Origin of the sequence: Rouxiella badensis (assembly GCF_026967515.2) — a bacterium.
Lineage (GTDB): Bacteria > Pseudomonadota > Gammaproteobacteria > Enterobacterales > Enterobacteriaceae > Rouxiella > Rouxiella badensis.
The window spans coordinates 3,349,757-3,373,993 of sequence record NZ_CP114062.1; the positions used below are offsets into that span (position 1 = coordinate 3,349,757).

Genomic DNA, 24,237 nt, shown 5'->3' on the forward strand with positions numbered 1-24,237 from the left:
AAACAATACCCTTCCAGGTTGGAAAGTCTCTTACTTAAAAAGTATGGATAAAAGACGTTTTAAAATCCGTACCTGTAACTCTAGCAGAAGCTCGGGAATAAAATTTGCGTTAGAACATAAGGCTAGCACCGCCTCACTCGGCGCACCCTGTGGATGGCGTCTGTTTTAAAACGTCAGCAATACGCGCAGCCCTCCCTCGGGTGCATTGGCATAGGTGACCCTGATACCGTGTAACTGTGCGATGCGAAGGACTATCGAAATCCCAAGTCCACTGCCGGTTTGCTCCTGTCCCGGTGGTCGGTAGAAACGTTCTCCCAGACGCGACAAGTGATCCGCAGTGAGCCCTGGCCCTCCGTCTTCGAGACACAGGCCCGTAGGCGATAACGTCAGGCGCACTGCGCTGCTCGTCGGCGAATAGCGAATGGCATTATCCAGCAGATTACGGGCCAGCAGAGAGAGCAGCAGAGGCTGTCCACGCATCGGCGGCGGCGTACCCTTTTGTTCCAGTATCAACTCGACGCCTTTGCGATGCGCGGTTGCGTCCTGCTCTATCAGCGCCTGCGCCACCAGCTCGGGCCAGTCAATCGGCGACAGGTCATCAAGCGAGGTAAAGGATTCAAGGCGCGAGAGGGTCAAAAGCTGATCGACAAGGCGCGTGGCCCTATCGATGCTGGTGGTCAGATTTTTCACCGCATTCTCGCGCACCTGCTTATCGTCTCCCGCCAGCTGAACGACCTCCGTCTGCACCCGCAGCGCGGCCAGAGGACTGCGCAACTCGTGAGCGGCATCCGAGGTAAAACGCCGCTCACGCACCAGCATGTCCTGTGTGCGGGCAAAGAGCGAATTCAGCGACTGCACCAGCGGCATGACCTCGCCGGGGATTTTTTCGGTCGAGAGCGGTTGCGCCTCGTCGGCGGCACGATGCTGTAAATCATGCGCCACGCGCCGCAGAGGACGCAGCTCACGCGTCAACATGACAATCATGGCCAACATCAGCACCGGCAAGGACGCCAGCCAAGGCAGCAGCTGACCGCTCACCATGTCCCACGCCATATCGCTGCGGTAATCGTACTCTTGCCCCACGGCGATGCGGTATCGTCCGTCGGTCGAGGTCAGCCACAGCAAACGCCAGCTGTTGTCATCCCCCTTAAGTTCGGCATCGGTGAATCCCTGCGCGTTTTTGTCGAAACGAATCGCCTTGCCGTGTTCACCGTCGTTGAGCAGCATATGCCCCTCTCGGTCGAAAACCGCAAAGGTCAGCGCGTCATCGTCGGTATGTCCACGGTGGTGTTTATCCACCAGCGTCTTGGTACCGGGCAGGTCGACGTCCTGACCTTTAACCAGCTTGTCGCCCAGATCGGCCGTCGCAAGACGCTTGGCAAACAGCATCTGCTGGGTATCGAATACCTGATTAATTTTATGGCGGGTCTGCTGCCACGCGATGCTGCTCGCCACTGTCCAGGTCACCAACGCCAGCACCGCAAACAGCAGGATCAGCCGCATCTTGAGGCTGAGGGTTCTCAACCGGGCGCGCAGGGTGCGTAAATTGAAAGATAACCTCACGAGTTTTCATCACCCAGAATGTAACCCACGCCGTGAAGGGTACGGATAAAACCGTTGCCCAGCTTGCGGCGCAGGTGATGAATATGGACCTCGACGGCGTTGCTGCTGACCTCTTGATCCCAGCTGTAGAGCTTTTCCTGCAGCAGCTGGCGCTGTAATACGCGGCCTTTATTGCGTAAAAACAGCTCCAGCACCGAGACTTCCCGCGAGGTGAGCACGACGGGCTCACCGTTGAGGCTCACGCCACGCGAGGCGGGGTCAAATTCGACGTTGCCGTGCTGAATTTTGGGCGTCACCTGTCCGTGTCGGCGGCGAATCAGCGCCTCAAGCCGCGCGGCAACTTCCACCAGCGCAAAGGGTTTACAAAGATAGTCATCGGCACCGGACTGAAGCCCGCTGACGCGATCCTCCAGCGCATCCCGAGCCGTCAGAATCAATACTGGAGTATCGTTTCCTCCCTGCCGCCATTGACGCAGCAGATGCATGCCGTCGAGCCCCGGCAGGCTCAGGTCAAGGATAACCGCGTCATAGGGTGCACTGTCGAGCGCAGTCTTGCCGGTCATGCCATCGGTGAACCAGTCGAGGGTAAATCCCAGGCGCGTGAGGCCCACTTTGATGCCGTCGCCAATCATCTTGTCGTCTTCAATCAGTAGAATTCTCATCGTTCGCCCTGGTTTTATCCGCGCTACTGCGCCCGCTTATTCAGTATATCCGCCACTTATTAAGTGTTTCTTAAAGTGTGAGGTAACTTTAACTTACCTCAAACAGACTACGTGATTGAGTGAGCTTCCAGTAGAATAGCCAACAGGATAGTTGACAGTTTATAAGGCTGAGAAATTACAATGAAAGCAACCACCATGAGCCAACTTCGCCAATGGAAGCAGGAAAAACACAAATTTGCGACCATTACCGCCTATGACGCCAGCTTTGCCCAGCTTTTCGCGGAACAAGGTATTCCCGTGATGCTGATTGGCGACTCACTGGGCATGGTTGTCCAGGGCCAGGACTCAACGTTGCCGGTCACCCTCGAAGATATTGTTTACCACACCCGCTGCGTTCGTCGCGGTGCGCCTAAAGCGCTGCTGCTTTCCGACCTGCCCTTTATGACCTATGCCACGCCGGAACAGACCTTCGACAGCGCCGCTCAGCTGATGCGCGCCGGCGCTAACATGGTCAAACTCGAGGGAGGAAGCTGGCTGTGCGACACCGTGTCCGCGTTGACCGAGCGCGCCGTGCCGGTCTGTGGTCATTTGGGGCTGACGCCGCAGTCGGTTAACATCTTCGGCGGTTATAAGGTTCAGGGCCGTGGTGAAGCGGCGGCCAATCAGCTGTTGCAGGACGCGTTGGCGCTGCAAAAAGCCGGTATCCAGCTCCTGGTGCTGGAGTGTGTGCCCGTCGAGTTGGCCCGTCGCGTCACTGAAGAGCTGACAATACCGGTCATCGGTATCGGCGCGGGTAACGCAACCGACGGTCAGATTCTGGTCATGCACGATGCCTTTGGCATCACCGGTGGCCATATTCCTAAATTTGCCAAAGACTTCCTCGCCGAGGCCGGTGACATCCGCGATGCCGTACGTTTGTATGTCAAAGAGGTTGAGGAAGGCGTATACCCTGGACCTGAACACAGCTTTCAGTAAGCACCTTGCAACTCAGATAGAGGCATAATTGTGTTAATCATTGAAACTATTCCGCTGCTGCGCCGTGAGATTCGCTTTTTCAAACAAAATAACCAGCGCATCGCGCTGGTGCCGACGATGGGCAATCTGCATCAGGGCCACATGACGCTGGTTGACGAAGCCAAAGCGCGGGCGGATATTGTCATCGTCAGCATCTTTGTCAATCCAATGCAGTTTGAGCGCGCCGATGACCTCGAGCGCTATCCGCGTACCTTGCAGGAAGACTGCGAGAAGCTGAACAAACGAGGCGTCGATCTGGTGTTCGCCCCGGTGCCGGCGGAGGTCTATCCTAAAGGCCTCGCGTCACAAACTCAGGTCGACGTTCCGGGTCTGTCGACCCTTCTCGAAGGTGCCAGCCGTCCGGGGCATTTCCGCGGCGTTTCAACCATTGTCAGTAAGCTGTTCAATCTGGTACAGCCAGACGTCGCCTGTTTCGGCCAAAAAGACTATCAACAGCTGGCACTGATCCGCGCGTTGGTAGAAGATATGGGGTATGACATCGAAATTGTCGGCGTGCCGACCGTGCGCGCCAAAGACGGTTTGGCGCTCAGCTCTCGCAACGGCTATCTGACCAGTGACGAGCGTAAAATCGCGCCGCGTCTTGCCAAGATTATGAATCAGGTCGCCACGCGCCTGACTCAGGGTGAACGTCATGTTGAAGAGCTGCTGGCCGATTGTGCCGAGCAGCTGCGCGAAGCCGGTTTTCAGCCGGACGAACTTTTCATTCGCGATGCAAAAACGTTACGTGATTTGTCGGTCGACAGCACATCAGCGGTTATTTTGATGGCGGCCTGGCTGGGCAACGCTAGATTGATCGACAATCAGGAAGTGGATTTAACCGTTTAATATTCATCACTGACTTCGAAGGTAAAGGTAAGAATTATGATTCGCACAATGCTGCAGGGTAAATTACATCGCGTTCACGTGACGCATGCCGATTTACACTATGAAGGGTCTTGCGCCATCGATCAGGATTTCCTGGATGCGTCCGGGATCCTTGAATACGAAGCTATCGATATTTATAACGTGACTAACGGTCAGCGTTTCTCTACCTACGCCATCGCGGCCGAGCGCGGCTCACGCATTATCTCGGTAAACGGTGCAGCGGCGCACTGCGCCAGCGTTGACGATCTGCTGATTATTTGTTCCTACGTGCAGATGTCCGATGCCGATGCGCGTCAACATCAGCCTAAAGTGGCCTATTTTGAAGGCGCGAATCAGCTGAAACGTACCGCAAAAGCGGTGCCCGTTCAGGTTGCCTGAATGCTGAAAATTGCGTAAAAAACGGGAGCCTGTGCTCCCGTTTTTATTTGTCCGATGATATCTCGCTGTTATTTACCTCTGCCGTTTCCCTTTGCCATTTTTCTGCTTTTAAAACACTTTTAAGTTCATAGTCCTAAAAATAGAGATTTGATAGCTTTTAATTCGATTTAAAAATACTCATCTCTTCTATTACAAAGAAAGGGCTATTGTTATGCGCTTATTTCGACAATTAAGTCGTGCTTTGTCTTTATTTATTCTAGGGATCCTGTTTATTTCCGCTACGGCGCAGAGCCAGACTATCACGCCGCATCAAGGTGGGACGCTGACCCTGATATTACCGAGTGAACCTTCGGCGCTGGTGGCGTTAGCCACGGTGGCACAGCCGGTTATTGCCGTCAGCAGCAAGGTCAATGAAGGACTGCTGACCTACGACTATAGCCTCAACCCGCTGCCGCAGCTGGCAACCTCGTGGGACATAAGCGCGGATGGCCTACAGTACACCTTCCATTTGCGTAAAGGGGTGACATGGACCGACGGTCAGCCGTTTACCTCGCAAGACGTGGCCTTCTCCATCGACCTGCTGAAGAAGACACATCCGCGCGCCAAAGCCACTTTTGCCAACGTCGAGTCGATAAGTACCCCCGATCCTTTAACGGCAGTATTTAAACTCAGTCATCCGGCACCTTATTTGATTCGCGCCTTTGCCGCCGGCGAAACACCTATTTTGCCAAAACATATTTATGCCAATACTGACCCGTTAAAAAATGAAAATAATAATCACCCGATCGGTACCGGGCCTTATATCTTTGAAAAATGGGTTCGCGGCAGTTATATCATCTATAAACGTAACCCAAATTATTGGGACGCGCCTAAGCCGTATATCGATCAGCTGATCGTGAAGTTTTCAACCGATCCGGTGGTTCGATCGCTTGATTTACAAACCGGACAGGCCGACTTGGGTTATCGCACGCCGGTTGCACTCAGCGAGCTAAAAACACTCCAGAAGAGGCCGGATCTGGTGTTTGACTATAAGGGGTACAACTATAACTACAGCGTGGCGTCAATTTACTTCAACCTTGACGATAAACTGTTTAAAGACATCCGCGTGCGTCAGGCAATTGCCCACAGCATCAACCGTGAAGCACTGCTGCGGGTGGTTTATTTTGGCTATGCGACGCCCACCGAATCGCCGATTGCTCCCGGCCTGAAAGCGTTCCACAGCGCCGCACCCTCGCCTTATCAATATGACCTTGCGGCCGCTAACAGACTGCTCGATGACGCCGGTTACAAGCAAGGCAGCGACGGTATTCGACTGCGCGTGACGCTCGACTACAACACCTATGACGATACCTTCCGCCGGAATGCAGAGTTTGTGCGCTCGGCGCTGAGCAGAATCGGCATCGCCGTTACCCTTCGCTCTCAGGATATCTCCACCTACGCCGAACGCGTCTTTACTCGTCGAGACTTCCAGTTCTCCATCGACCAGTACGCCAATCTCTACGATCCCACGGTCGGCGTCCAGCGCCTCTACTGGTCGAAGAACTATCGTCTGGGCGTCCCCTGGACCAACATCACTCACTACAACAATCCGGCAGTCGATAAACTGCTCGAAGCCGCGCAAACCGAAAACGACGCCCAGAAACGCATTGATGAATTCAGGCAGTTTCAGGACATTGTGCAGCGAGAAGTGCCCGATATCCCGCTGGCTTCACCGCAGTTTATTACCCTTGCCAACAAGCGGGTTCATGACAGTTCACCGACCGCAGACGGCGTAGAAGGCAATCTTTCGTCGGTTTGGGTCGACCCTAAACCTTAACAACGGCACTCGGAGAACGCGATGAGTCAGCAATCAAACAGAGCCGACGTTAAACCGGCAACCCTTGGCATTCTGATGGTGAAAACGCATTTCCGCCGCTATCACGGCGATATCGGCAACCCAAATACCTGGAATTTTCCGGTGCGCTATAAGGTGGTGGAGGAGGCAGTACCTCAACGCATGGGGCATCTGGGCGAGTTCAAGCTGCTCGAACCGTTCAAACGTGCGGCGCAGGCGCTTATTGACGAAGGCGTCGACGGGCTGACCACCAGCTGCGGCTATCTGTCGTGGTATCAGCAACAGCTGGCCGAATGGTCGCCGGTGCCGGTGGTCACCAGCAGCCTGTTGCAGTACGTTACCGTGCGTCAGCTGCTGCCCGCTCATCGTCAGCCGCTGATCCTCACTTTCGATGAAACAACGCTGAAAGCAGACTATCTTACCCGCGTCGGTATCCCAGGTGACGCCGCCGTCGCCGGTATGCCGGCAAGCTCGGCGTTCGTGCGGTCTATCCGTGAAGGTGACACCTCGGTAAGCTGGCAGACGCTGGCCGACGAGGTACTCAGCGCCGCCGAGGCTGCGCTGAAACGCTTCCCGAATGCGGGCGCCTTTGTACTGGAATGCACCAACCTCGCACCGTTCAGCGCGTTGATTCGGGCGCGATTTGGCCTGCCGGTTTACGACACCGTCACCTTGGTTAACGGCTTCTACGCGGCTCTGCGCCCGTCATTTTGGGACGGTGGCCAACAATGGAATCTTTGACCCGGATCTTTTACGCGCTGGGTCGGGCACTTTTTCAGGCGGTGCCCGCCGCGCTGGGGATTGTGCTGGTGGTATTCCTGTTTCTCCAGCTGGTTCCCGGCGACGTGGTCGATGTTATGGCGAGCCAGTCCGGCAGCGCAACCGCCGAAAATATGGCCTGGCTACGCGCGGAGTATGGGCTGGATAAGCCGGTACTGCTCCAGTTCTACAGCTATCTTTCGCATCTGGCGCATTTTAATCTCGGCTATTCACCGCGCTACGGCACGGACGTCACCACGCTCATCCTTTCCCGTCTGCCCAATACCCTGTTGCTGATGCTGTTGGCGCAGTGTGTCGCGCTGGTCGTGGGTATCAGCTTTGGCGTCATCATGGCGGTCTGGGCCAATAAATGGCCCGACCGTCTGCTCACGCTGCTGAATCTGTTGCTCTATTCACTGCCGGGTTTCTGGATGGGGCTGGTCATCCTGCTGCTGTTCTCGGTGCAGCTGGACTGGCTACCGAGCGGCGGCAGTCAGACCGTAGGCGCCAATCTCACCGGCTGGCACGCGATAGTCGATACACTCCGCCATGCCGTGCTACCGGTCCTGTCATTGAGCAGCTATTTCATCGCCATTTATGCCCGCCTCACCCGCAGCGCGATGCTGGAAATCGCCAGTCAGGACTTTGTCCGCACCGCCCACGCCAAAGGGCTGCACCCGCGCACCGTGGCTTTGCGCCATATTTTGCGCTGCGCCTTGATGCCGGTAACCACCGTGGCCGGCATGTATTTCGGTAATCTGCTGGGCGGCGCGGCGGTCATCGAAACGGTATTTAACTGGCCCGGACTCGGCAGTCTGGCGATGGAGGCGATTGTGGCACGCGACTTCAACGTGGTCCTTGGCGTGCTGCTGCTCTCGGCGTTTCTGGTGGTAATCGTCAATATTGTGGTCGACGTACTGCAAAGCTGGCTTGACCCACGCATCGAGGGCAAAAAATGAAAAGTGCAGTCGATCCTTTACTTGCTAACGCATTGACGCAAAAACCGGCCGGTCTCTCGAGCTGGCGGCGCTTTTGGCACTCGCTCGAGGCGGTGGTGGGCAGCGTGCTGCTGCTGATCGTGCTCACAATGGCCGCTCTGGCATCCTGGTTGTTTCCCGGCGATCCGCTGGAGATGGTGGCACAGCCTTTCCTGTGGCCAGGCGATGACCCTGCGTATCGGCTCGGCACCGACTCGTTGGGGCGCGACGTCGCCTCTGAGCTGTTTCACGGTGCCCAGGTTTCGCTGCAAATCGGCTTCAGTGCGGTGGTCGTCAGCCTGCTGATTGGCATTATTGCCGGGGCCAGCGCGGGCTATTTCGGCGGCTGGACAGACCGCGTTGTCGTTCGTCTTGCCGAACTGTTCCAGACCTTCCCGTCGTTTCTATTGGTGGTGGTGCTGGTGGTAGTGGGGCAACCGACCGTCACCTATATCTCATTCGCCATCGGACTCGCATCATGGCCGATGATCGCCCGGCTGGTTCGAGCCGAGTATCGTCAGCTGCGTTTACTGGACTTCGTGCTGGCAGCGCACAGCCTCGGCTACAGCCCGCTGCGCGTTATTTTTCGTGAACTGCTGCCCAACGTGCTGCCCTCACTGATTGTCACCCTGTCGGTGCTAATGGCCTCGTCGATTCTCACTGAGTCCTCGCTGGCCTTTCTCGGCTTCAGCGATCCTAACCGTATCAGCTGGGGCAGCATGATTGGCGATGGCCGACAGTCATTGCAGAACGCCTGGTATCTGGCGGTTATTCCGGGCAGTGCGCTGGCGGTGACCATTCTGGCGCTCAATCTGCTGGGCGACGCCCTGAACAATTGGCTCAACCCGCGCAGCAAGGGGAAATAATTCATGGCCTCTCTTCTCAAATTCAAAAACTTCGGTGTCACCTTTGGTGAATACGCCGCCGTGCGCCAACTGAATCTCCAGGTGCAGCAGGGTCAGTTTATGGCGCTGGTCGGCGAGTCGGGCTGCGGCAAGTCGATTACCGCGCTGTCGGCGATGCGGCTTGCCCCAGACAATGCCCGCCTCAGTGGCGAAATACTCTATCAGGGCACCAACCTGCTCGCCCTGCCCGCGGCTCGCGTTCGCCAATTACGCGGCAAAGATATCGCGATGATTTTTCAGGAGCCGATGACCTCGCTTAACCCGGTGCTCACTATCGGCCAGCAAATTATCGAGACTCTGCGCCTGCATCTCGGTCTTTCAGCTAAAGCAGCGCGCGTGCGGGCCATTGAGCTGTTGCAGTGGGTCAATATTCCCTACGCAGAAAAACGCATCGATGACTATGCACACCATCTTTCGGGCGGCCAACGGCAAAGGGTAATGATTGCCATGGCGGTAGCCTGCGAACCCAAACTGCTGATCGCCGACGAGCCCACCACGGCGCTGGACGTCACGGTGCAGATTCAGATCCTCAGCCTGCTGGACAAACTGCGCCAGGAGTTGGGCATGGGTGTACTGTTTATCACTCATGACCTTGGGCTGGTCGAACAGCGCGCGGACCGTGTCGCGGTTATGTATCAGGGTGAAAAGATTGAAGAGGCCGAAAAGTCGGCGCTGTTTCAGCACCCGCAGCATGCTTACAGCAAAGGGCTGCTGGCCGCTTCGCTGCACGGAAGTCAGGCCACACACTACCGCAGCAGTCGTCTGACGGAGATTGTCCATCATCTCGACGCTCCCCCGACCCTTTACACGCCGCCCATTGTACCCGCTCGCCCGATTCAAAATGCCGGACGTCCCCTGCTAAAGCTGGAGAAAGTCAGCTTTCATTACCCTTCAGCCAGCCCCCAAACCGCCTCGGTCAAGGACGTATCGCTGGAGATTATGCCGGGCGAGACGCTGGGCCTGGTGGGTGAATCAGGCTGCGGCAAGTCGACTCTGTCCAAACTGATACTACGCCTGCTGACGCCAAAAAGTGGCAGCATCAATTTCGAGGGGCAGGATATTACTCAACTGACGTCCTCGCAGCTTGCGCCGCTAAGACGCCGTATCCAGATGGTGTTTCAGGATCCCTACGCCTCGCTCAATCCGCGCCATACGGTTCGTGAAATCCTCAGGACGCCGCTGCGGGTCCACCGGCTGGGCAACCGGGCCACGCATCATCAGGCGGTGTTGAAAATACTCGATCAGGTCGGTTTACCGGCCAACTCAGTGGAGCGCTATCCGCACGAATTTTCGGGCGGCCAGCGGCAGCGCATTGGCATTGCTCGCGCGTTGATAGTCAATCCACAGCTGATTATTTGCGACGAGCCGGTGTCGGCACTAGACGTCTCGGTGCAGGCGCAAATTCTGAATCTGTTGGTAGATTTAAAGCAGGAAAGGCAGCTGTCGCTGCTGTTTATCTCACACGATTTGGCGGTAGTGCGCTATATCGCAGACCGGGTAATGGTGATGTATCAGGGGGAGTCGGTGGAGCAAGGCAGTCATCAGCAAATTTGGCAGCAACCTCGGCATCCTTATACCCGGCAGCTGTTGCAGGCTATTACACCAGGTTAAAACTAAGGATAAAGGCGTCTCCCGCCGACAAGCGGGAGACGCCATCACAGCTAGGTCCGCAGACCACGACCGCGTTCGATGAGATACCAGGCCAGCAGATAGAACACCGCAATGAAGGCGACCAGCACCGTCAGGGTGAATACCAGCGGCACATCGGAGATTCCCAGGAAACCGAAACGGAAGCCGCTAATCATATACACGATAGGGTTTAGCTTGGAGACCGCCTGCCAGAACGGTGGCAGCAGCGTCAGGGAGTAGAACACGCCCCCCAGGTAGGTCAGCGGGGTCAGTACAAAGGTCGGGATCAGGCTGATGTCATCGAAACTGCTCGCAAACACGGCGTTCAGCAGGCCGCCCAGCGAGAACAGGATTGCGGTCAGCAACAGCGTCACGGCGATCACCCACCAGGAGTGGATCTGCAAGTGGGTGAAGAACAGCGAAATGATAGTCACTAGGATCCCCACGCAGATACCGCGTGCCACGCCGCCGCCGACGTAACCGGCAATCACTACGTGCGTCGGCACTGGTGCCACCAGCAGCTCTTCAATGTTGCGCTGAAACTTGGCGCTGAAGAACGACGAGGCAACGTTGGCGTAGGAGTTGGTGATAACCGACATCATGATCAGGCCCGGAACGATGAACTGCATGTAGCTAAAACCGTGCATATCGCCGATACGAGAACCAATCAGATTACCGAAAATCACAAAATAGAGAGACATGGTGATAACCGGTGGCACCAGGGTTTGCACCCAGATACGTCCAAAACGGTTTATCTCTTTCATCCAGATACTTTTAAGTGCCACCCAGTAGAGTTGCGACATTATTTTTTACCCTCACTGCCATTCACCAGGTCGACAAACAGCTCTTCCAAACGGTTGGCTTTATTACGCATGCTCAACACCTGAACCCCCTGCTTGCTGAGTTGGCTAAACAGTGAATTCAGCCCCTGTTCACGCATGACTTCCACTTCCAGCGTCGAGGTATCGAGCAGCGTGCTGTGATAGCCGTCAAGATGTGGGATAGCGCTTTTAGGCGCTAAATCAAGCACAAAGGTTTCAGACTTCAGCTTAGACAGCAACGACTTCATCGAGGTGTTTTCGACCAGCTGGCCATGCTGGATGATGCCGATATTGCGGCACAGCATTTCGGCTTCTTCGAGATAGTGGGTCGTCAGAATGATGGTCGTGCCCTGCGCGTTGAGCTCCTTCAGGAAGCCCCACATCGAACGACGCAGCTCAATGTCGACGCCCGCGGTCGGTTCATCGAGGATCAGCAGTTTTGGCTCGTGCATTAACGCACGGGCAATCATCAGACGGCGCTTCATCCCGCCAGACAGCATGCGGGAACGTTCATTGCGCTTGCCCCACAGGTCGAGCTGGGTGAGGTATTTTTCGGCACGCGAGATGGCGTCCGAGCGCTTAACGCCGTAGTAACCGGCCTGATTGACCACCACCTGCATCACGGTTTCAAAAGGGTTAAAGTTGAACTCCTGAGGAACCAGTCCGAGCTGGCGCTTAGCGTTAACAATGTCCTTGTCGATGTCGTAACCAAATACCTGAACCTTGCCGGCTGACTTGTTGACCAACGAGCTGATAATCCCAATCGTGGTCGACTTTCCGGCCCCGTTAGGACCAAGCAGTGCATAGAAATCACCGGCTTCAACGCGTAAATCGATACCGCGCAATGCCTGCACACCACCTGCGTAGGTTTTGGTTAACTTCTCCAGTTCTAAAGCGTATGTCATAAGTGAAGTCTTACCTTTTTCCGAGGTTTTATTTCTTTGTTTACAATTAGGGTCGAACAGAACCCTTTTGAATTTCATTTGAGTTGTCTTATATTACTCCAACGTAGACGCTTTCTTACAGGCTATTAACTTTCATGAAAGATATCGAAACGCTGATCAGCAACAACGCTGCTTGGTCAAAAATTATGGAAGAGGAAGATCCTGGCTTTTTCGAACGCCTCTCTCTTGCTCAAAAACCCCGCTTTCTGTGGATTGGCTGTTCAGACAGCCGCGTTCCCGCAGAACGTCTGACCGGACTCGAACCCGGTGAGCTTTTTGTTCACCGTAACGTAGCGAACCTGGTCATCCACACCGATCTCAACTGTCTGTCAGTGGTGCAATATGCCATCGACGTTCTTGAGGTCGAGCATGTGATAATCTGCGGCCACCACGGCTGTGGTGGCGTGAAGGCTGCGATTGAAAACCCTGAACTGGGCTTGATCGACAACTGGTTGCTACACATTCGCGACATCTATTTCAAACACGGCAACGCGTTAAGCGAGCTGGAGCCAGACGATCGTCTGAACAAACTCTGTGAGCTCAACGTGGTGGAACAGGTTTATAACCTTGGCCACTCCACCGTGATGCGAAGCGCATGGCAACGTGGGCAGAAAATCACCCTGCACGGTTGGGTTTACGGACTTCAGGACGGGCTGTTGCGCGATCTGGACATCACTTCTACCAGCCGCGAAATGCTTGAACAACGCTATCACCGGGGTGTTTCAGCCCTGCTTGAGCAACCGAAATAAATTCCGCACTAACAATAACGCCTCAGACTTTACAACGTCTGAGGCGTTAAAACGTTCCACGATGTGCCTTACTTATCAAGCCCTGTCGACGTCAGAAATGGCTCAATCGGGTAGCGACTGCTTTACTCTTCCAGCATGGTGACTTTGCCGACGTACGGCAGGTGACGATAACGCTGCGCGTAGTCAATCCCGTAACCCACAACGAACTCGTCTGGAATGGTGAAACCGACGTACTCAACGGTCACGTCAACTTCACGACGCTCAGGTTTATCGAGCAGCGTACAGATAGCCAGCGACTTTGGTCCACGCAGTTGGAACAGCTCGCGCACTTTGCTCAGGGTATTGCCCGAGTCGATAATATCTTCAACGATCAGCACGTCTTTGCCGCGGATATCCTCATCGAGGTCTTTCAGGATTTTGACATCGCGGGTGCTGGACATACCGTTGCCGTAGCTGGACGCCGTCATAAAATCGACTTCGTGAGGCACGTCGATGGCACGGCACAGGTCCGCCATAAACATAAAGGATCCGCGCAACAGCCCCACCAGAACCATCTCACTGCCGCTGTCGCGGTAATGCTCCGTGATCTCACGGCCCAATTCGGTGATACGGTTTTTTACTTCCTGCTCGGAAATCATTACGTCTACAGTGTGTTTCATATAAAGCCTTGCCACCTAAAAAATTAAATGAGTCCTGCCATCAGTATGGGTGATGGCAGTCTTTATTGCGCGGGGAGTATAGCAAAGAACGTTACGCAAGGAGAATGTTGCGCAACAATAAAGCCGACGCTACCGCAAGGTCTTCAGCGCTTAATCAAGCCACCGTGAAACTTGTCATCATGCCCGTATCCTCATGCTCGAGCAGATGGCAATGGGCCATATAGGCATGCTGAGCGTCGGCGAGATGGTCGAAACGCACCAGAACCTCACTGCGACCGCCCTCTACGCGCACGGTGTCTTTCCACCCCTGACGATGTTTTTCGACCGGCTTGCCGTTTTCGGTCAGGATACGGAACTGGGTGCCGTGGATGTGGAAAGGATGCAGCATCATGTCGCCTTCCCCCGAAATCGTCCACCTCTCGTACTGACCCCGCTTAACCGCAAACGCCGGGTGATTCATGTCATAGGCCTTGCCGTTAATCTTGTTGGCAGTCATAAAGTCAAAGTGAGCAGCGCCCTGCGACATCGACATTCCCGCCATGCCGCCAGAGTCCATCGACATGCCGTTCATTGAAGACGCGTCAGACGTCGCACTGCCGTGGTCCATGCGCATTCCCGCCATTGCGCCGTGACCGTAGCGGGTCATCAGCGCCTGCATCCCCTGCTGGTCGAGCTGCGGGTCCATCATGAGCTGTAGCCAGCGGGTCGGCAGGCCGTCAAGCGACGGTAAAGCCGGCAGCGAAATCAATGAATCTGGCAAGCTGCCGCCAGACTGTGTCACGGTTGGCTGAATCTTTAATACCGCCAGCGGTTGGTCAAAGGGTGCCAGCGTCATCCCTATTTGCTGTACCGGCAGGGTCACCAGATCAAACGCCTTGCCGTCCGAACAGTCGATCATGACCTCAAAACGCTCGCCCATCAGCATCGGCAAGGCAGAGACCTTCACCGGCTCCGGCAGAAAACCGCCGTCGCTGGCAATCACATACAGCGGACGATTATCGCTGGCGGCAATCTGCAACGAGCGCGCGTTGCAGCCATTGAGCAGGCGCAGCCTGAGCCATCCGCGCGACACGCCGTGCTGTGGATAAATCACCCCGTTGGTTAACATATGTTGACCAAACCAGCCCACCGCCGCGGTCATGATATCAAGCTGGTAATCAATCTGACCGGCGTCGTTAAGGCGTTTGTCTTGCAGGATCACCGGGATATCATCGACGCCCCAGCGAGAAGGGATTTGCAGTTTATCGGCGTCATCGTCGTCAATAATCACCATCCCCGCCAGCCCCATCGCCACCTGATAACCGCTGGTTTGATGAGGATGCGGATGGAACCAGCAGGTTGCCGCTGGCTGATCGGGAGTAAAATGCACCTCGCGACTGCCGCCCGGCGCAATCATCGCCTGCGGGCCACCGTCAACGTCGCCTGGGATAGCCAGACCATGCCAGTGCACGGTGCTGGCGTCGGGTAGAGAATTTTTCACGCTAACGCCGACCTGCTTACCGCGACGCAGCCGCAGCACGGGCCCAGGCAGATTACCGTTGACGCCCCAGGTGGCAGTATTGACGCCCGGCAAAAACCGGCTCTGCCCCTGTTGCAGGGTAAGGTGATAGGTTCCTCTGACGTCAGGCTGGAGGATTTCAGGCACGGGCAACGCAGGGCGGCTGGCCGCGAAAGCCTGGCGGCTCCAGGTAGGGAGAACAGCGACGCCGGCGTAAAGCGCAGCCAGTTTGATAAAATCACGACGATACATGGTCGCTCCTTGTGAAGTCAGAAGAAAGGCAGAATGGCTCAGCCTAAACCTTTCCCCAGGGTTAAGGTCAAGCGGATATAAATTATGTAAAAAAGAGATGTAAAAGAAATTTATGAGCGCTGTAGCAAATATGGTAACGTCATTTTGATAATTTACGGGCCTAATCATCACTATGACGAATATTTTTATTGTGCTAAAGACACGACTACTCGCCAAAATTGGCTTACTGGAAAGATTAAATTTACCCGCAAAAACAAGGCAGAGCATGAAAAAAACCACCCTCAGTCTGCTATTGCTGACCTTACTCGGATTCTCCTCTGCCAGTCAGGCCCTTAGCGAGCCGGAAGCCGAAGATTTGGCCGATTTAACCGCCGTTTTTGTTTATTTGAAAAATAACTGTGGCTACGAGCAGCTGCCAAACACGCAAATAAAACGCGCGATCGTCTATTTTGCCGAGCAGAACCATTGGGACCTCACCAATTACGGTGACTTCGACATGCAGTCGTTGGGCGAAGACAGCTATCGCGACCTCAGCGGCATCAGCGTGCCCAAGCCGGTTAAGTGCAAATCACTCGCACGTGATTCACTTGGACTTTTGGCCTACACCAATTAATCCCTCGTTTCTCGCCCCTGTTTCTCAGGGGTGAGCTAAAATCACTTGTTAGCCCCGTCCCTCTCGTTTAACACCCGATTGCATGTTTTCCTATGGCTGAAATTTGACCGTGCATGCCGCGTCCTCGTTAGCTATCATAATGCGCCAATTTTTCATGGCTGTGATTACTCAGGAGAAAGGTGAGATTATGTCTCAAACAGGATCCCAGAAAGAAATTTGGTATGAGACGCTGCACGCCAGCTTCGGCCAGTATTTCAGTATTGAAAAAGAGCTGTATCGCGACAAAACCGAGCATCAGGATCTGGTGATTTTCGAAAACGCCGCACTGGGACGCGTCATGGCTCTCGACGGCGTGGTGCAAACCACCGAGCGCGATGAGTTCATCTATCATGAGATGATGACCCACGTTCCGCTACTGGCGCACGGCAGCGCCAGTAAGGTACTTATCATCGGTGGCGGTGACGGCGGTATGCTTCGCGAAGTCTGTCGGCATAAAACCGTCGAACACATCACCATGGTCGAAATTGATGCGGGCGTGGTCGAATTCTGCCGTCAATATCTCCCTAACCATAGCGCCGGTTCCTATGACGATGCCCGCTTCAATCTGGTGATTGACGACGGCGTTAACTTCGTTAACCAGACCTCAGAGACCTTCGACGTGATTATCTCCGACTGTACCGACCCTATCGGGCCGGGCGAAAGTCTGTTTACTTCACGCTTCTACGAAGGCTGTGCCCGCTGCCTGAAGCCCGGTGGGATCTTCGTTGCCCAGAACGGCGTCTGCTTCCTGCAGCAGGAAGAGGCGGTCAACAGCCACCAGAAATTGACGCACTATTTCCAGGACGTCAGCTTTTATCAGGCAGCGATTCCAACCTATTACGGCGGGATCATGACCTTCGCATGGGCAACCAATAATCCGCAGTATCGGCAGCTTGATACCGGCACTCTACAGGCGCGTTTTGCCGCCTCGGGTATCATCAGCCGTTACTACAATCCGGCTATTCATTACGGCAGCTTTGCCTTGCCACAGTATCTACTGAATGCCCTTTCGGCCTCGCGCTGAAACGGCATCCATAAGGGGGTGAACTAAATTGCAAAAGCTGAAACTGCATGGCTTCAATAACCTGACAAAAAGCCTGAGTTTTTGTATCTACGATATTTTTTATGCCAAGACCGCAGACGATCGCGACGGCTATATCGCCTACATTGACAAAGAATATAATGCCAACCGTTTGACGGAAATTCTCACCGAAACCTGTTCGATTATCGGTGCGAACGTCCTCAACGTTGCACGTCAGGATTATGAACCACAGGGTGCCAGCGTTACGATTCTGGTAAGCGAAGAACCGATTGATCCTAAAGACGTCGATACTTCCGAGCATCCCGGCCCGTTACCGAGCTCAGTGGTGGCCCACCTCGACAAGAGCCACATCTGTGTTCACACCTATCCGGAAAGCCATCCGGAAGGCGGGCTTTGTACCTTCCGCGCAGATATTGAGGTCTCAACCTGTGGCGTGATTTCGCCACTTAAGGCCTTGAATTACCTCATTCACCAGTTGGAATCGGACATCGTCACCATTGACTATCGCGTGCGCGGTTTTACCCGCGACGTCAACGGCGTGAAACACTACATCGACCATTCAATCAACTCGATCCAGAACTTTATGTCAGAGAACATGAAGTCGCTGTATCACATGATGGACGTGAACGTTTATCAGGAAAATATTTTCCATACCAAGATGATGCTGAAGGATTTCGATCTCAAACATTATTTGTTTAATGCCAGACCTGACGAGCTGAGCGCAAAGGAGCGGAAAGAGATCACGACGCTTCTTTATAAGGAGATGCAGGAAATCTACTACGGAAGAAATATTCCGCAGGTCTGACATTTTCTCTCAGTGACAAGGCCGCACTTCTTCACGAGGCTGCGGCCATTTTTATTCAATTTTTTGCCGATTAGCGGTAGGTAATGATAAAGGCGCGGTACTTTTCCAGCACCAGCAGGAAATCTTCTATCCCACAGAACGACAGGCTTTCTTCGTCGTAGTAGTTCATGCCTTCTTCCATGCCGTCGCTTTCCAGATCCAGCTGATTGGCGCGCACCATGACTTCTTCGCCGTCAAACCAGAGCGTATATTCGTGCCCCACCAACTGCCAGGTGCGCTCGCTGCCTTTGATTTCCTCAGCGGCGGCTTCGATGGTGTCCAGCACGCTGAGATCGCCCTTAATCTCTTCATTCAGCCAGTGGCCGATAACTTCATGACCCATTGAAAAACGGGCCTTAACTTGCCCGGTGATATCACGCAGGAAATCAAAATCCATGGTCTTATCTCCCGATTGGCTTTAAGACAAATGAGATGAAAATAGAGGAATAAAAAAGGGAGGCCGAAGCCTCCCTGGTATTCTGTGGCGCAATATAACGATTTACACGGCAGTTTGGAAGATCACGCCGTCAGCTTTATCGGTATATTCGGACAGCTTGTCGAAGTTCAGATAGCGGTAAGTATCTGCCGCTGTCTTATCAACCTGCTCCATGTAGGTCAGGTATTCTTCAGGCGTTGGCAGACGTCCCAGCAGGGAGGCAACCGCTGCCAGCTCGGCCGAGGCCAGATAGACGTTCGCGCCGTTACCCAAGCGGTTCGGGAAGTTACGCGTCGAGGTTGAAACCACCGTCGAGCCGTCTGCCACGCGAGCCTGGTTACCCATGCACAGGGAACAGCCCGGGATCTCTACACGCGCACCGCTCTTGCCAAAGACGCTGTAATAGCCTTCTTCGGTGAGCTGAGCAGCGTCCATTTTGGTCGGCGGCGCAACCCACAGGCGAGTTGGCAGCGCACCTTTGTGGCTGTCGAGCAACTTACCGGCCGCACGGAAGTGACCGATGTTAGTCATGCACGAACCGATGAACACTTCGTCAATTTTGCTGTTGGCCACGCTCGACAGCAGACGTGCGTCGTCTGGGTCGTTCGGTGCGCACAGAATAGGCTCTTTTATCTCGTTCAGATCGATTTCGATCACCGCCGCGTATTCTGCGTCAGCATCGGCTTCGAGCAGCGTCGGGTTCGCCAGCCACTCTTCCATGCCTTTGATACGACGCTCAATGGTGCGGCGATCGCCGTAACCTTCAGAGATCATCCATTTCAACAGCACGATGTTAGAACTCAGGTATTCTTTGATAGGCGCCTGATCCAGCTTGATCGTACAGCCAGCGGCTGAACGTTCTGCCGAGGCATCGGCCAGTTCAAATGCCTGCTCGACTTTCAGCTCTGGCAGGCCTTCGATTTCAAGAATACGGCCGGAGAACAGGTTTTTCTTACCTTTCTTCTCAACGGTAAGGTGGCCTTCCTGAATCGCGTAGTAAGGGATGGCATGCACCAGGTCACGCAACGTGATACCCGGCTGCATTTTACCCTTGAAGCGAACCAGCACCGACTCAGGCATATCCAGTGGCATTACGCCGGTCGCCGCAGCAAAGGCCACGAGACCTGAGCCCGCCGGGAAGGAAATACCGATTGGGAAACGGGTGTGGGAGTCACCACCGGTTCCGACGGTGTCTGGCAGCAGCATACGGTTAAGCCACGAGTGGATGATACCGTCGCCCGGACGCAGTGAAACACCGCCACGGTTCATGATGAAGTCAGGCAGCGTATGGTGCGTGGTCACGTCAACCGGCTTAGGATAAGCCGCGGTATGACAGAATGACTGCATCACCAGGTCGGCTGAGAAGCCCAGGCAGGCCAGGTCTTTCAGCTCATCACGGGTCATAGGACCGGTGGTGTCCTGGGAACCTACCGAGGTCATTTTCGGTTCGCAGTATTCGTTAGGACGGACACCTGCAACGCCACAGGCGCGGCCTACCATTTTCTGTGCCAGCGAGAAGCCTTTGGTGCTGCTTGCGACAGGTTTGGCGATACGGAACACATCGCTGGTTGGCAGCTTCAGTGCTTCACGTGCCTTGGTCGTCAGGCCACGGCCGATGATCAGAGGAATACGGCCACCGGCACGGACTTCGTCCAGCAGAACGTCAGTTTTAAGCTCGAAGGTTGCGATAACGGCGTCGGTTTCGTGGTTACGCACTTCGCCTTTGTAAGGGTAAATGTCGATGACATCGCCCATATTCAGGTCAGAGACATCAACCTCGATTGGCAGCGCCCCAGCATCTTCCATGGTGTTGAAGAAGATAGGTGCGATTTTACCGCCGAGAACAACACCACCACCGCGCTTGTTTGGCACGTAAGGAATATCGTCCCCCATGAACCACAGCACAGAGTTGGTCGCAGACTTACGGGATGAACCCGTACCGACCACATCGCCGACGTAGGCCAGCGGGAAGCCTTTCTTGTTCAGCTCTTCGATTTGCTTGATAGGACCGACGCTGCCAGGCTGATCCGGATGGATGCCTTCACGTTCGTTCTTCAGCATCGCCAGCGCGTGCAGTGGGATATCAGGACGTGACCAGGCATCTGGCGCAGGAGACAGATCGTCGGTATTGGTCTCACCGGTAACTTTAAAGACGGTTACGGTGATTTTCTCGGCCAGTTTTGGACGAGCGAGATACCATTCTGCGTCGGCCCATGACTGGAGAATTTGTTTCGCGTAGGCGTTACCGGCCTTGGCTTTTTCTTCGACGTCGTAGAAGTTATCGAACATCAGCAGAGTATGAGACAGCGCTTTAGCGGCAATAGGCGCCAGCTTTTCGTCTTCCAGCGCTTCAATCAGCGGATGAATGTTATAGCCACCTTGCATGGTGCCCAACAGTTCAACGGCTTTTTCAGGGGTAACCAGCGGAGATGTGGTTTCGCCTTTGGCAACGGCTGCCAGGAATCCGGCTTTGACATAAGCGGCTTCGTCAACGCCCGGTGGTACGCGGTTAATCAGCAGGTCCAGCAGAGTTTCTTCTTCACCTTCAGACGGGTTCTTCAGGGATTCAACCAGTGCGGCCATTTGTGAAGCATCGAGTGGCTTAGGGACGATTCCCTCTGCGGCACGCTCGGCTACGTGCTTACGGTATTCTTCTAGCACGACTCTCTCCTCGCTCTCATTGTCATTTATTATGTCCAGGCTGGGCCTGGGCTCCGACATCAATCAGCTATTGACCCAATGGGTTACAGCACCCGGAAATGGGGTTTGAATGTGGCCGATGGTCGGATCACGGCGGGCACGTCTTGTGTGAGGCGAAGCGAAACATCCTGAACGCTTAGCGACGACAGTCCCCGGTTGCGCTGTGGCAGCATAGCAGGGTTTGACGCGCTTGTTAATTCGTTCACAAAAAAGCAACATAAAATATTTGCTGAATCGTTGAGCACAGTGCAATCCTCTGCCTTTCAACGCGGTTCCCGCCACAAGGCATTAACCATAATTTATTAAAGGGCTTTTCGACACTGTTTTTTACGTGGTCGGCCCCACGCCTGCGACATCTCACAAAAATGAAAAATTAAAGAGCATGGCCTGAGGTTTGCATAACACTTCTCATGAAAGTGGTGCAATTTTTACCTTTGGATCAATAAGGAAGGAAAATGTCACGTAAGAAAATTCACACCCTCCTGCTCTGCTCGACGTTAGTTTGTGGCTATGCTCAGGCCGAGGCGCTCACAGGAACATTAAAGAAAATTGATCAACAGAACCTGATCACCGTAGGATACCGTGAGTCGAACGTGCCTTTTTCCTATAAAGACGATGGCGATAAAGTCATGGGCTACTCGCAGGAGTATTCGACCAAGATTGTTGAAGCGATTAAAAAACGTCTTAATAAAGAAAATATTACCGTAAAATTTATCTCGATCACCTCACCGAATCGCATCCCCCTGTTGCAAAACAACGTCTATGATTTTGAGTGTGGTTCAACCACCAACAACCCTGAGCGGCAAAAACAGGTGACCTTCTCAGATACGATTTTTATCGTCGGGACCAAGCTGCTGGTCAAGAAAGGTTCGGGGATCAAAGACTTCTCTGACCTCAACGGTAAGACTGTTTCAACGACCGGCGGGACCACCTCAGAAATTCTGCTCAATAAAATGAACAGCGATAAAAAGATGCAGATGCGCATTATCAGTGCGCAGGAAGGAGGCGCGTCGGCGTTCCATACCTTGGAAACGGGTCGTGCATCGGCCTTTATGATGGATGACGCCCTGCTGGCCGGAGACCGCGCCAAGGCACGTAAACCTTCCGACTGGGAGATTATCGGCACGGCTCAGTCACGTGAAGCCTACGGCTGCATGCTGCGTAAAGATGATCCACAGTTCGAGAAATTGGTTGATGACACTATTGCCAGTGCACAGACCTCGGGCGAGGCGGCGAAGTGGTATACCCGCTGGTTCTTGCAGCCGGTTCCGCCTAAAAATCTGAATATGGACTTTGCGATGTCGGATGATATGAAGGCGCTGTTTGCCCATCCTAACAATCAGGCGTTATAAACTGACTGACTTCTCTCAATAACTCAATAAAAACAGACACAAAAAAAACGGCCCCTTCTCAGGAGCCGTTCTATAACCTTCAACCAGAAATTACTTTTTCTTGGCTTTCGGGTTTGGCAGGTCAGTGATGCTGCCTTCAAAGATTTCTGCTGCCAGACCCACAGACTCGTGCAGAGTCGGGTGAGCGTGGATGGTCAGCGCGATATCTTCAGCGTCACAGCCCATCTCGATGGCTAGGCCAATTTCACCCAGCAACTCGCCGCCGTTGGTCCCGACAATCGCACCACCGATAACGCGGTGAGTTTCTTTGTCGAAGATAAGCTTGGTCATGCCATCTGCACAGTCGGAAGCGATCGCGCGACCTGATGCCGCCCACGGGAAGGTCGCAGTCTCAAAGCTGATACCCTTCTCTTTCGCTTCTTTCTCGGTCAGACCCACCCAGGCAACTTCTGGCTCGGTGTAGGCAATTGAAGGAATGACCTTCGGATCGAAGTAGTGTTTCTTGCCGGAGATAACTTCGGCGGCCACGTGACCTTCATGCACACCTTTGTGTGCCAGCATTGGCTGACCGACGATATCGCCGATAGCGAAGATGTGTGGAATGTTGGTACGCATTTGCTTATCAACGTGGATAAAGCCACGTTCGTCAACCTCAACGCCGGCAGCGCCTGCGTCCAGCAGTTTGCCGTTAGGCACACGACCGATAGCCACCAGCACTGCGTCGTAACGCTGGGGTTCAGCTGGCGCTTTTTTACCTTCCATCGTCACATAGATACCGTCTTCTTTCGCTTCAACGGCGGTGACTTTGGTTTCCAGCATCAGATTAAACTGCTTGCTGATTTTCTTGGTAAAGACTTTAACAACGTCTTTGTCGGCAGCCGGGATCACCTGGTCAAACATTTCGACCACGTCGATTTTTGAACCCAGGGCGTGATACACGGTACCCATTTCCAGACCGATGATACCGCCGCCCATAACCAGCAGACGCTCTGGGACAGTTTTCAGCTCCAGCGCATCCGTAGAGTCCCAAACGCGTGGGTCATCATGTGGAATGAATGGCAGAGTGATTGGACGAGAACCTGCGGCAATGATGGCATTGTCGAAGTTGATGGTAGTTGCACCATTTTCGCCTTCAACAACCAGGGTGTTCGCGCCGGTAAATTTACCCAAGCCGTTCACGACTTTGACTTTACGGCCTTTCGCCATACCAGACAGACCGCCGGTCAGCTGGTTAATGACTTTTTCTTTCCACAGACGAACTTTGTCGATATCGGTTTTTGGCTCACCGAAAACAATGCCGTGCGCTTCCAGAGCTTTAGCTTCGGAAATCACTTTTGCTACATGCAGCAGAGCTTTGGAAGGGATACAACCTACGTTCAGACAAACGCCACCGAGAGTGGAATAGCGTTCAACCAGAACGGTTTCAAGACCTAAATCAGCGCAACGGAAAGCGGCAGAATAGCCTGCAGGACCAGCCCCAAGTACCACGACCTGAGTTTTAATTTCTGTACTCATCATGACCTCTTAATTGTTTGTCCGGCGGGTCAGACGTTTACTTAAAGCACATTCGTAATTTCGCGAATGCAGTACGCAACGCCCATCATCCACCGGGACGCATACACCGCCAGAAGTTTACAGAATTGTTAAAAATCTGCAAACAAACTTCGGGTGACCTGAGTCTC

22 protein-coding genes are annotated in these 24,237 nt (G+C 54.1%); 13 read left to right on the top strand and 9 right to left on the bottom strand.

The window, feature by feature from the left end; genetic code table 11:
• Positions 1–165: 165 nt before the first annotated feature.
• Positions 166–1,524, bottom strand: coding sequence for a quorum sensing histidine kinase QseC (gene qseC, locus O1V65_RS15495; RefSeq protein ID WP_026110270.1), 1,359 nt, complete (start codon positions 1,522–1,524; stop codon positions 166–168).
• Positions 1,525–1,559: 35 nt separating this feature from the next.
• Complete coding sequence (qseB, locus tag O1V65_RS15500) at positions 1,560–2,225, bottom strand: quorum sensing response regulator transcription factor QseB (protein ID WP_017489978.1); 666 nt, start codon at positions 2,223–2,225, stop codon at positions 1,560–1,562.
• A gap of 180 nt (positions 2,226–2,405) precedes the next feature.
• On the opposite strand from qseB, the gene panB reads away from it, so the two are divergent.
• The 8 genes from panB to O1V65_RS15540 all read left to right on the top strand — a co-directional run bounded on the left by panB (position 2,406) and on the right by O1V65_RS15540 (position 10,588).
• A complete protein-coding gene (gene panB / locus O1V65_RS15505; RefSeq protein ID WP_017489977.1) occupies positions 2,406–3,200 on the top strand; it encodes a 3-methyl-2-oxobutanoate hydroxymethyltransferase in 795 nt (264 codons plus the stop codon).
• Positions 3,201–3,230: 30 nt separating this feature from the next.
• Positions 3,231–4,085: a pantoate--beta-alanine ligase gene (gene panC, locus O1V65_RS15510; protein ID WP_017489976.1), complete on the top strand. Its 855-nt coding sequence runs from the start codon at positions 3,231–3,233 to the stop codon at positions 4,083–4,085.
• 36 nt (positions 4,086–4,121) lie between these two features.
• A complete protein-coding gene (gene panD, locus O1V65_RS15515) occupies positions 4,122–4,502 on the top strand; it encodes an aspartate 1-decarboxylase (RefSeq protein ID WP_017489975.1) in 381 nt (126 codons plus the stop codon).
• Between the two features lie 211 nt (positions 4,503–4,713).
• A complete protein-coding gene (locus tag O1V65_RS15520; RefSeq protein WP_017489974.1) occupies positions 4,714–6,318 on the top strand; it encodes an ABC transporter substrate-binding protein in 1,605 nt (534 codons plus the stop codon).
• 21 nt (positions 6,319–6,339) lie between these two features.
• Positions 6,340–7,077, top strand: coding sequence for an aspartate/glutamate racemase family protein (locus O1V65_RS15525; protein WP_017489973.1), 738 nt, complete (start codon positions 6,340–6,342; stop codon positions 7,075–7,077).
• The gene (locus O1V65_RS15530) at positions 7,065–8,054 is read left to right on the top strand and encodes an ABC transporter permease (RefSeq protein WP_269129861.1); all 990 of its coding nucleotides are present in this window, start codon (positions 7,065–7,067) and stop codon (positions 8,052–8,054) included. Before O1V65_RS15525 ends, O1V65_RS15530 begins: the two co-directional genes overlap by 13 nt.
• Positions 8,051–8,938, top strand: coding sequence for an ABC transporter permease (locus O1V65_RS15535; protein ID WP_269129862.1), 888 nt, complete (start codon positions 8,051–8,053; stop codon positions 8,936–8,938). Before O1V65_RS15530 ends, O1V65_RS15535 begins: the two co-directional genes overlap by 4 nt.
• Positions 8,939–8,941: 3 nt before the next feature.
• Positions 8,942–10,588 carry an ABC transporter ATP-binding protein gene (locus tag O1V65_RS15540; RefSeq protein WP_269129863.1) on the top strand — a complete coding sequence of 549 codons (1,647 nt, stop codon included), beginning with the start codon at positions 8,942–8,944 and terminating at the stop codon, positions 10,586–10,588.
• Positions 10,589–10,638: 50 nt separating this feature from the next.
• Here the strand turns inward: O1V65_RS15540 and O1V65_RS15545 are convergent, their stop codons facing one another.
• Together O1V65_RS15545 and O1V65_RS15550 are read right to left on the bottom strand one after the other, a co-directional pair.
• Positions 10,639–11,409, bottom strand: a complete 771-nt coding sequence (locus O1V65_RS15545; protein WP_017489969.1) for an ABC transporter permease — start codon at positions 11,407–11,409, stop codon at positions 10,639–10,641.
• On the bottom strand, positions 11,409–12,332 hold the full coding sequence (locus O1V65_RS15550) for an ABC transporter ATP-binding protein (protein WP_026110269.1): 924 nt from the start codon (positions 12,330–12,332) through the stop codon (positions 11,409–11,411). Before O1V65_RS15550 ends, O1V65_RS15545 begins: the two co-directional genes overlap by 1 nt.
• A gap of 134 nt (positions 12,333–12,466) precedes the next feature.
• Between O1V65_RS15550 and can the strand changes: the two genes are divergently transcribed.
• Positions 12,467–13,120, top strand: coding sequence for a carbonate dehydratase (can, locus tag O1V65_RS15555; protein WP_017489967.1), 654 nt, complete (start codon positions 12,467–12,469; stop codon positions 13,118–13,120).
• A gap of 122 nt (positions 13,121–13,242) precedes the next feature.
• Here the strand turns inward: can and hpt are convergent, their stop codons facing one another.
• Positions 13,243–13,779 (bottom strand): hypoxanthine phosphoribosyltransferase, encoded by a 537-nt coding sequence (gene hpt / locus O1V65_RS15560; protein WP_017489966.1) that lies wholly within the window; start codon positions 13,777–13,779, stop codon positions 13,243–13,245.
• A gap of 154 nt (positions 13,780–13,933) precedes the next feature.
• Positions 13,934–15,529: a multicopper oxidase CueO gene (gene cueO, locus O1V65_RS15565; protein ID WP_269129864.1), complete on the bottom strand. Its 1,596-nt coding sequence runs from the start codon at positions 15,527–15,529 to the stop codon at positions 13,934–13,936.
• Positions 15,530–15,794: 265 nt separating this feature from the next.
• On the opposite strand from cueO, the gene O1V65_RS15570 reads away from it, so the two are divergent.
• The 3 genes from O1V65_RS15570 (at position 15,795) to speD (ending at position 18,028) form a co-directional block, all read left to right on the top strand.
• Positions 15,795–16,142, top strand: a complete 348-nt coding sequence (locus O1V65_RS15570; protein WP_017489964.1) for a YacC family pilotin-like protein — start codon at positions 15,795–15,797, stop codon at positions 16,140–16,142.
• A 187-nt stretch (positions 16,143–16,329) separates the two neighbouring features.
• On the top strand, positions 16,330–17,205 hold the full coding sequence (gene speE, locus O1V65_RS15575; RefSeq protein ID WP_269129865.1) for a polyamine aminopropyltransferase: 876 nt from the start codon (positions 16,330–16,332) through the stop codon (positions 17,203–17,205).
• Between the two features lie 28 nt (positions 17,206–17,233).
• On the top strand, positions 17,234–18,028 hold the full coding sequence (gene speD / locus O1V65_RS15580) for an adenosylmethionine decarboxylase (RefSeq protein ID WP_269129866.1): 795 nt from the start codon (positions 17,234–17,236) through the stop codon (positions 18,026–18,028).
• A 70-nt stretch (positions 18,029–18,098) separates the two neighbouring features.
• On the opposite strand, the gene yacL is transcribed toward speD, so the two are convergent.
• Entirely contained in the window at positions 18,099–18,464 is a 366-nt protein-coding gene (gene yacL, locus O1V65_RS15585; RefSeq protein WP_017489961.1) for a protein YacL, read from the bottom strand.
• 102 nt (positions 18,465–18,566) lie between these two features.
• Entirely contained in the window at positions 18,567–21,164 is a 2,598-nt protein-coding gene (gene acnB, locus O1V65_RS15590; RefSeq protein WP_017489960.1) for a bifunctional aconitate hydratase 2/2-methylisocitrate dehydratase, read from the bottom strand.
• Between the two features lie 494 nt (positions 21,165–21,658).
• On the opposite strand from acnB, the gene O1V65_RS15595 reads away from it, so the two are divergent.
• A complete protein-coding gene (locus O1V65_RS15595) occupies positions 21,659–22,555 on the top strand; it encodes a glutamate/aspartate ABC transporter substrate-binding protein (protein WP_017489959.1) in 897 nt (298 codons plus the stop codon).
• 90 nt (positions 22,556–22,645) lie between these two features.
• Here the strand turns inward: O1V65_RS15595 and lpdA are convergent, their stop codons facing one another.
• Entirely contained in the window at positions 22,646–24,070 is a 1,425-nt protein-coding gene (lpdA, locus tag O1V65_RS15600; RefSeq protein ID WP_017489958.1) for a dihydrolipoyl dehydrogenase, read from the bottom strand.
• Positions 24,071–24,237 lie beyond the last annotated feature (167 nt).

What these genes read in the sequence shown, in the direction of transcription:
- qseB (WP_017489978.1), bottom strand. Translation starts at nt 2,225, where the DNA reads ATGAGAATTCTACTGATTGAAGACGACAAGATGATTGGCGACGGCATC.
- panB (WP_017489977.1), top strand. Translation starts at nt 2,406, where the DNA reads ATGAAAGCAACCACCATGAGCCAACTTCGCCAATGGAAGCAGGAAAAA.
- panD (WP_017489975.1), top strand. Translation starts at nt 4,122, where the DNA reads ATGATTCGCACAATGCTGCAGGGTAAATTACATCGCGTTCACGTGACG.
- O1V65_RS15520 (WP_017489974.1), top strand. Translation starts at nt 4,714, where the DNA reads ATGCGCTTATTTCGACAATTAAGTCGTGCTTTGTCTTTATTTATTCTA.
- O1V65_RS15525 (WP_017489973.1), top strand. Translation starts at nt 6,340, where the DNA reads ATGAGTCAGCAATCAAACAGAGCCGACGTTAAACCGGCAACCCTTGGC.
- O1V65_RS15530 (WP_269129861.1), top strand. Translation starts at nt 7,065, where the DNA reads ATGGAATCTTTGACCCGGATCTTTTACGCGCTGGGTCGGGCACTTTTT.
- O1V65_RS15535 (WP_269129862.1), top strand. Translation starts at nt 8,051, where the DNA reads ATGAAAAGTGCAGTCGATCCTTTACTTGCTAACGCATTGACGCAAAAA.
- O1V65_RS15540 (WP_269129863.1), top strand. Translation starts at nt 8,942, where the DNA reads ATGGCCTCTCTTCTCAAATTCAAAAACTTCGGTGTCACCTTTGGTGAA.
- O1V65_RS15545 (WP_017489969.1), bottom strand. Translation starts at nt 11,409, where the DNA reads ATGTCGCAACTCTACTGGGTGGCACTTAAAAGTATCTGGATGAAAGAG.
- O1V65_RS15550 (WP_026110269.1), bottom strand. Translation starts at nt 12,332, where the DNA reads ATGACATACGCTTTAGAACTGGAGAAGTTAACCAAAACCTACGCAGGT.
- can (WP_017489967.1), top strand. Translation starts at nt 12,467, where the DNA reads ATGAAAGATATCGAAACGCTGATCAGCAACAACGCTGCTTGGTCAAAA.
- hpt (WP_017489966.1), bottom strand. Translation starts at nt 13,779, where the DNA reads ATGAAACACACTGTAGACGTAATGATTTCCGAGCAGGAAGTAAAAAAC.
- cueO (WP_269129864.1), bottom strand. Translation starts at nt 15,529, where the DNA reads ATGTATCGTCGTGATTTTATCAAACTGGCTGCGCTTTACGCCGGCGTC.
- O1V65_RS15570 (WP_017489964.1), top strand. Translation starts at nt 15,795, where the DNA reads ATGAAAAAAACCACCCTCAGTCTGCTATTGCTGACCTTACTCGGATTC.
- speE (WP_269129865.1), top strand. Translation starts at nt 16,330, where the DNA reads ATGTCTCAAACAGGATCCCAGAAAGAAATTTGGTATGAGACGCTGCAC.
- yacL (WP_017489961.1), bottom strand. Translation starts at nt 18,464, where the DNA reads ATGGATTTTGATTTCCTGCGTGATATCACCGGGCAAGTTAAGGCCCGT.
- O1V65_RS15595 (WP_017489959.1), top strand. Translation starts at nt 21,659, where the DNA reads ATGTCACGTAAGAAAATTCACACCCTCCTGCTCTGCTCGACGTTAGTT.
- lpdA (WP_017489958.1), bottom strand. Translation starts at nt 24,070, where the DNA reads ATGAGTACAGAAATTAAAACTCAGGTCGTGGTACTTGGGGCTGGTCCT.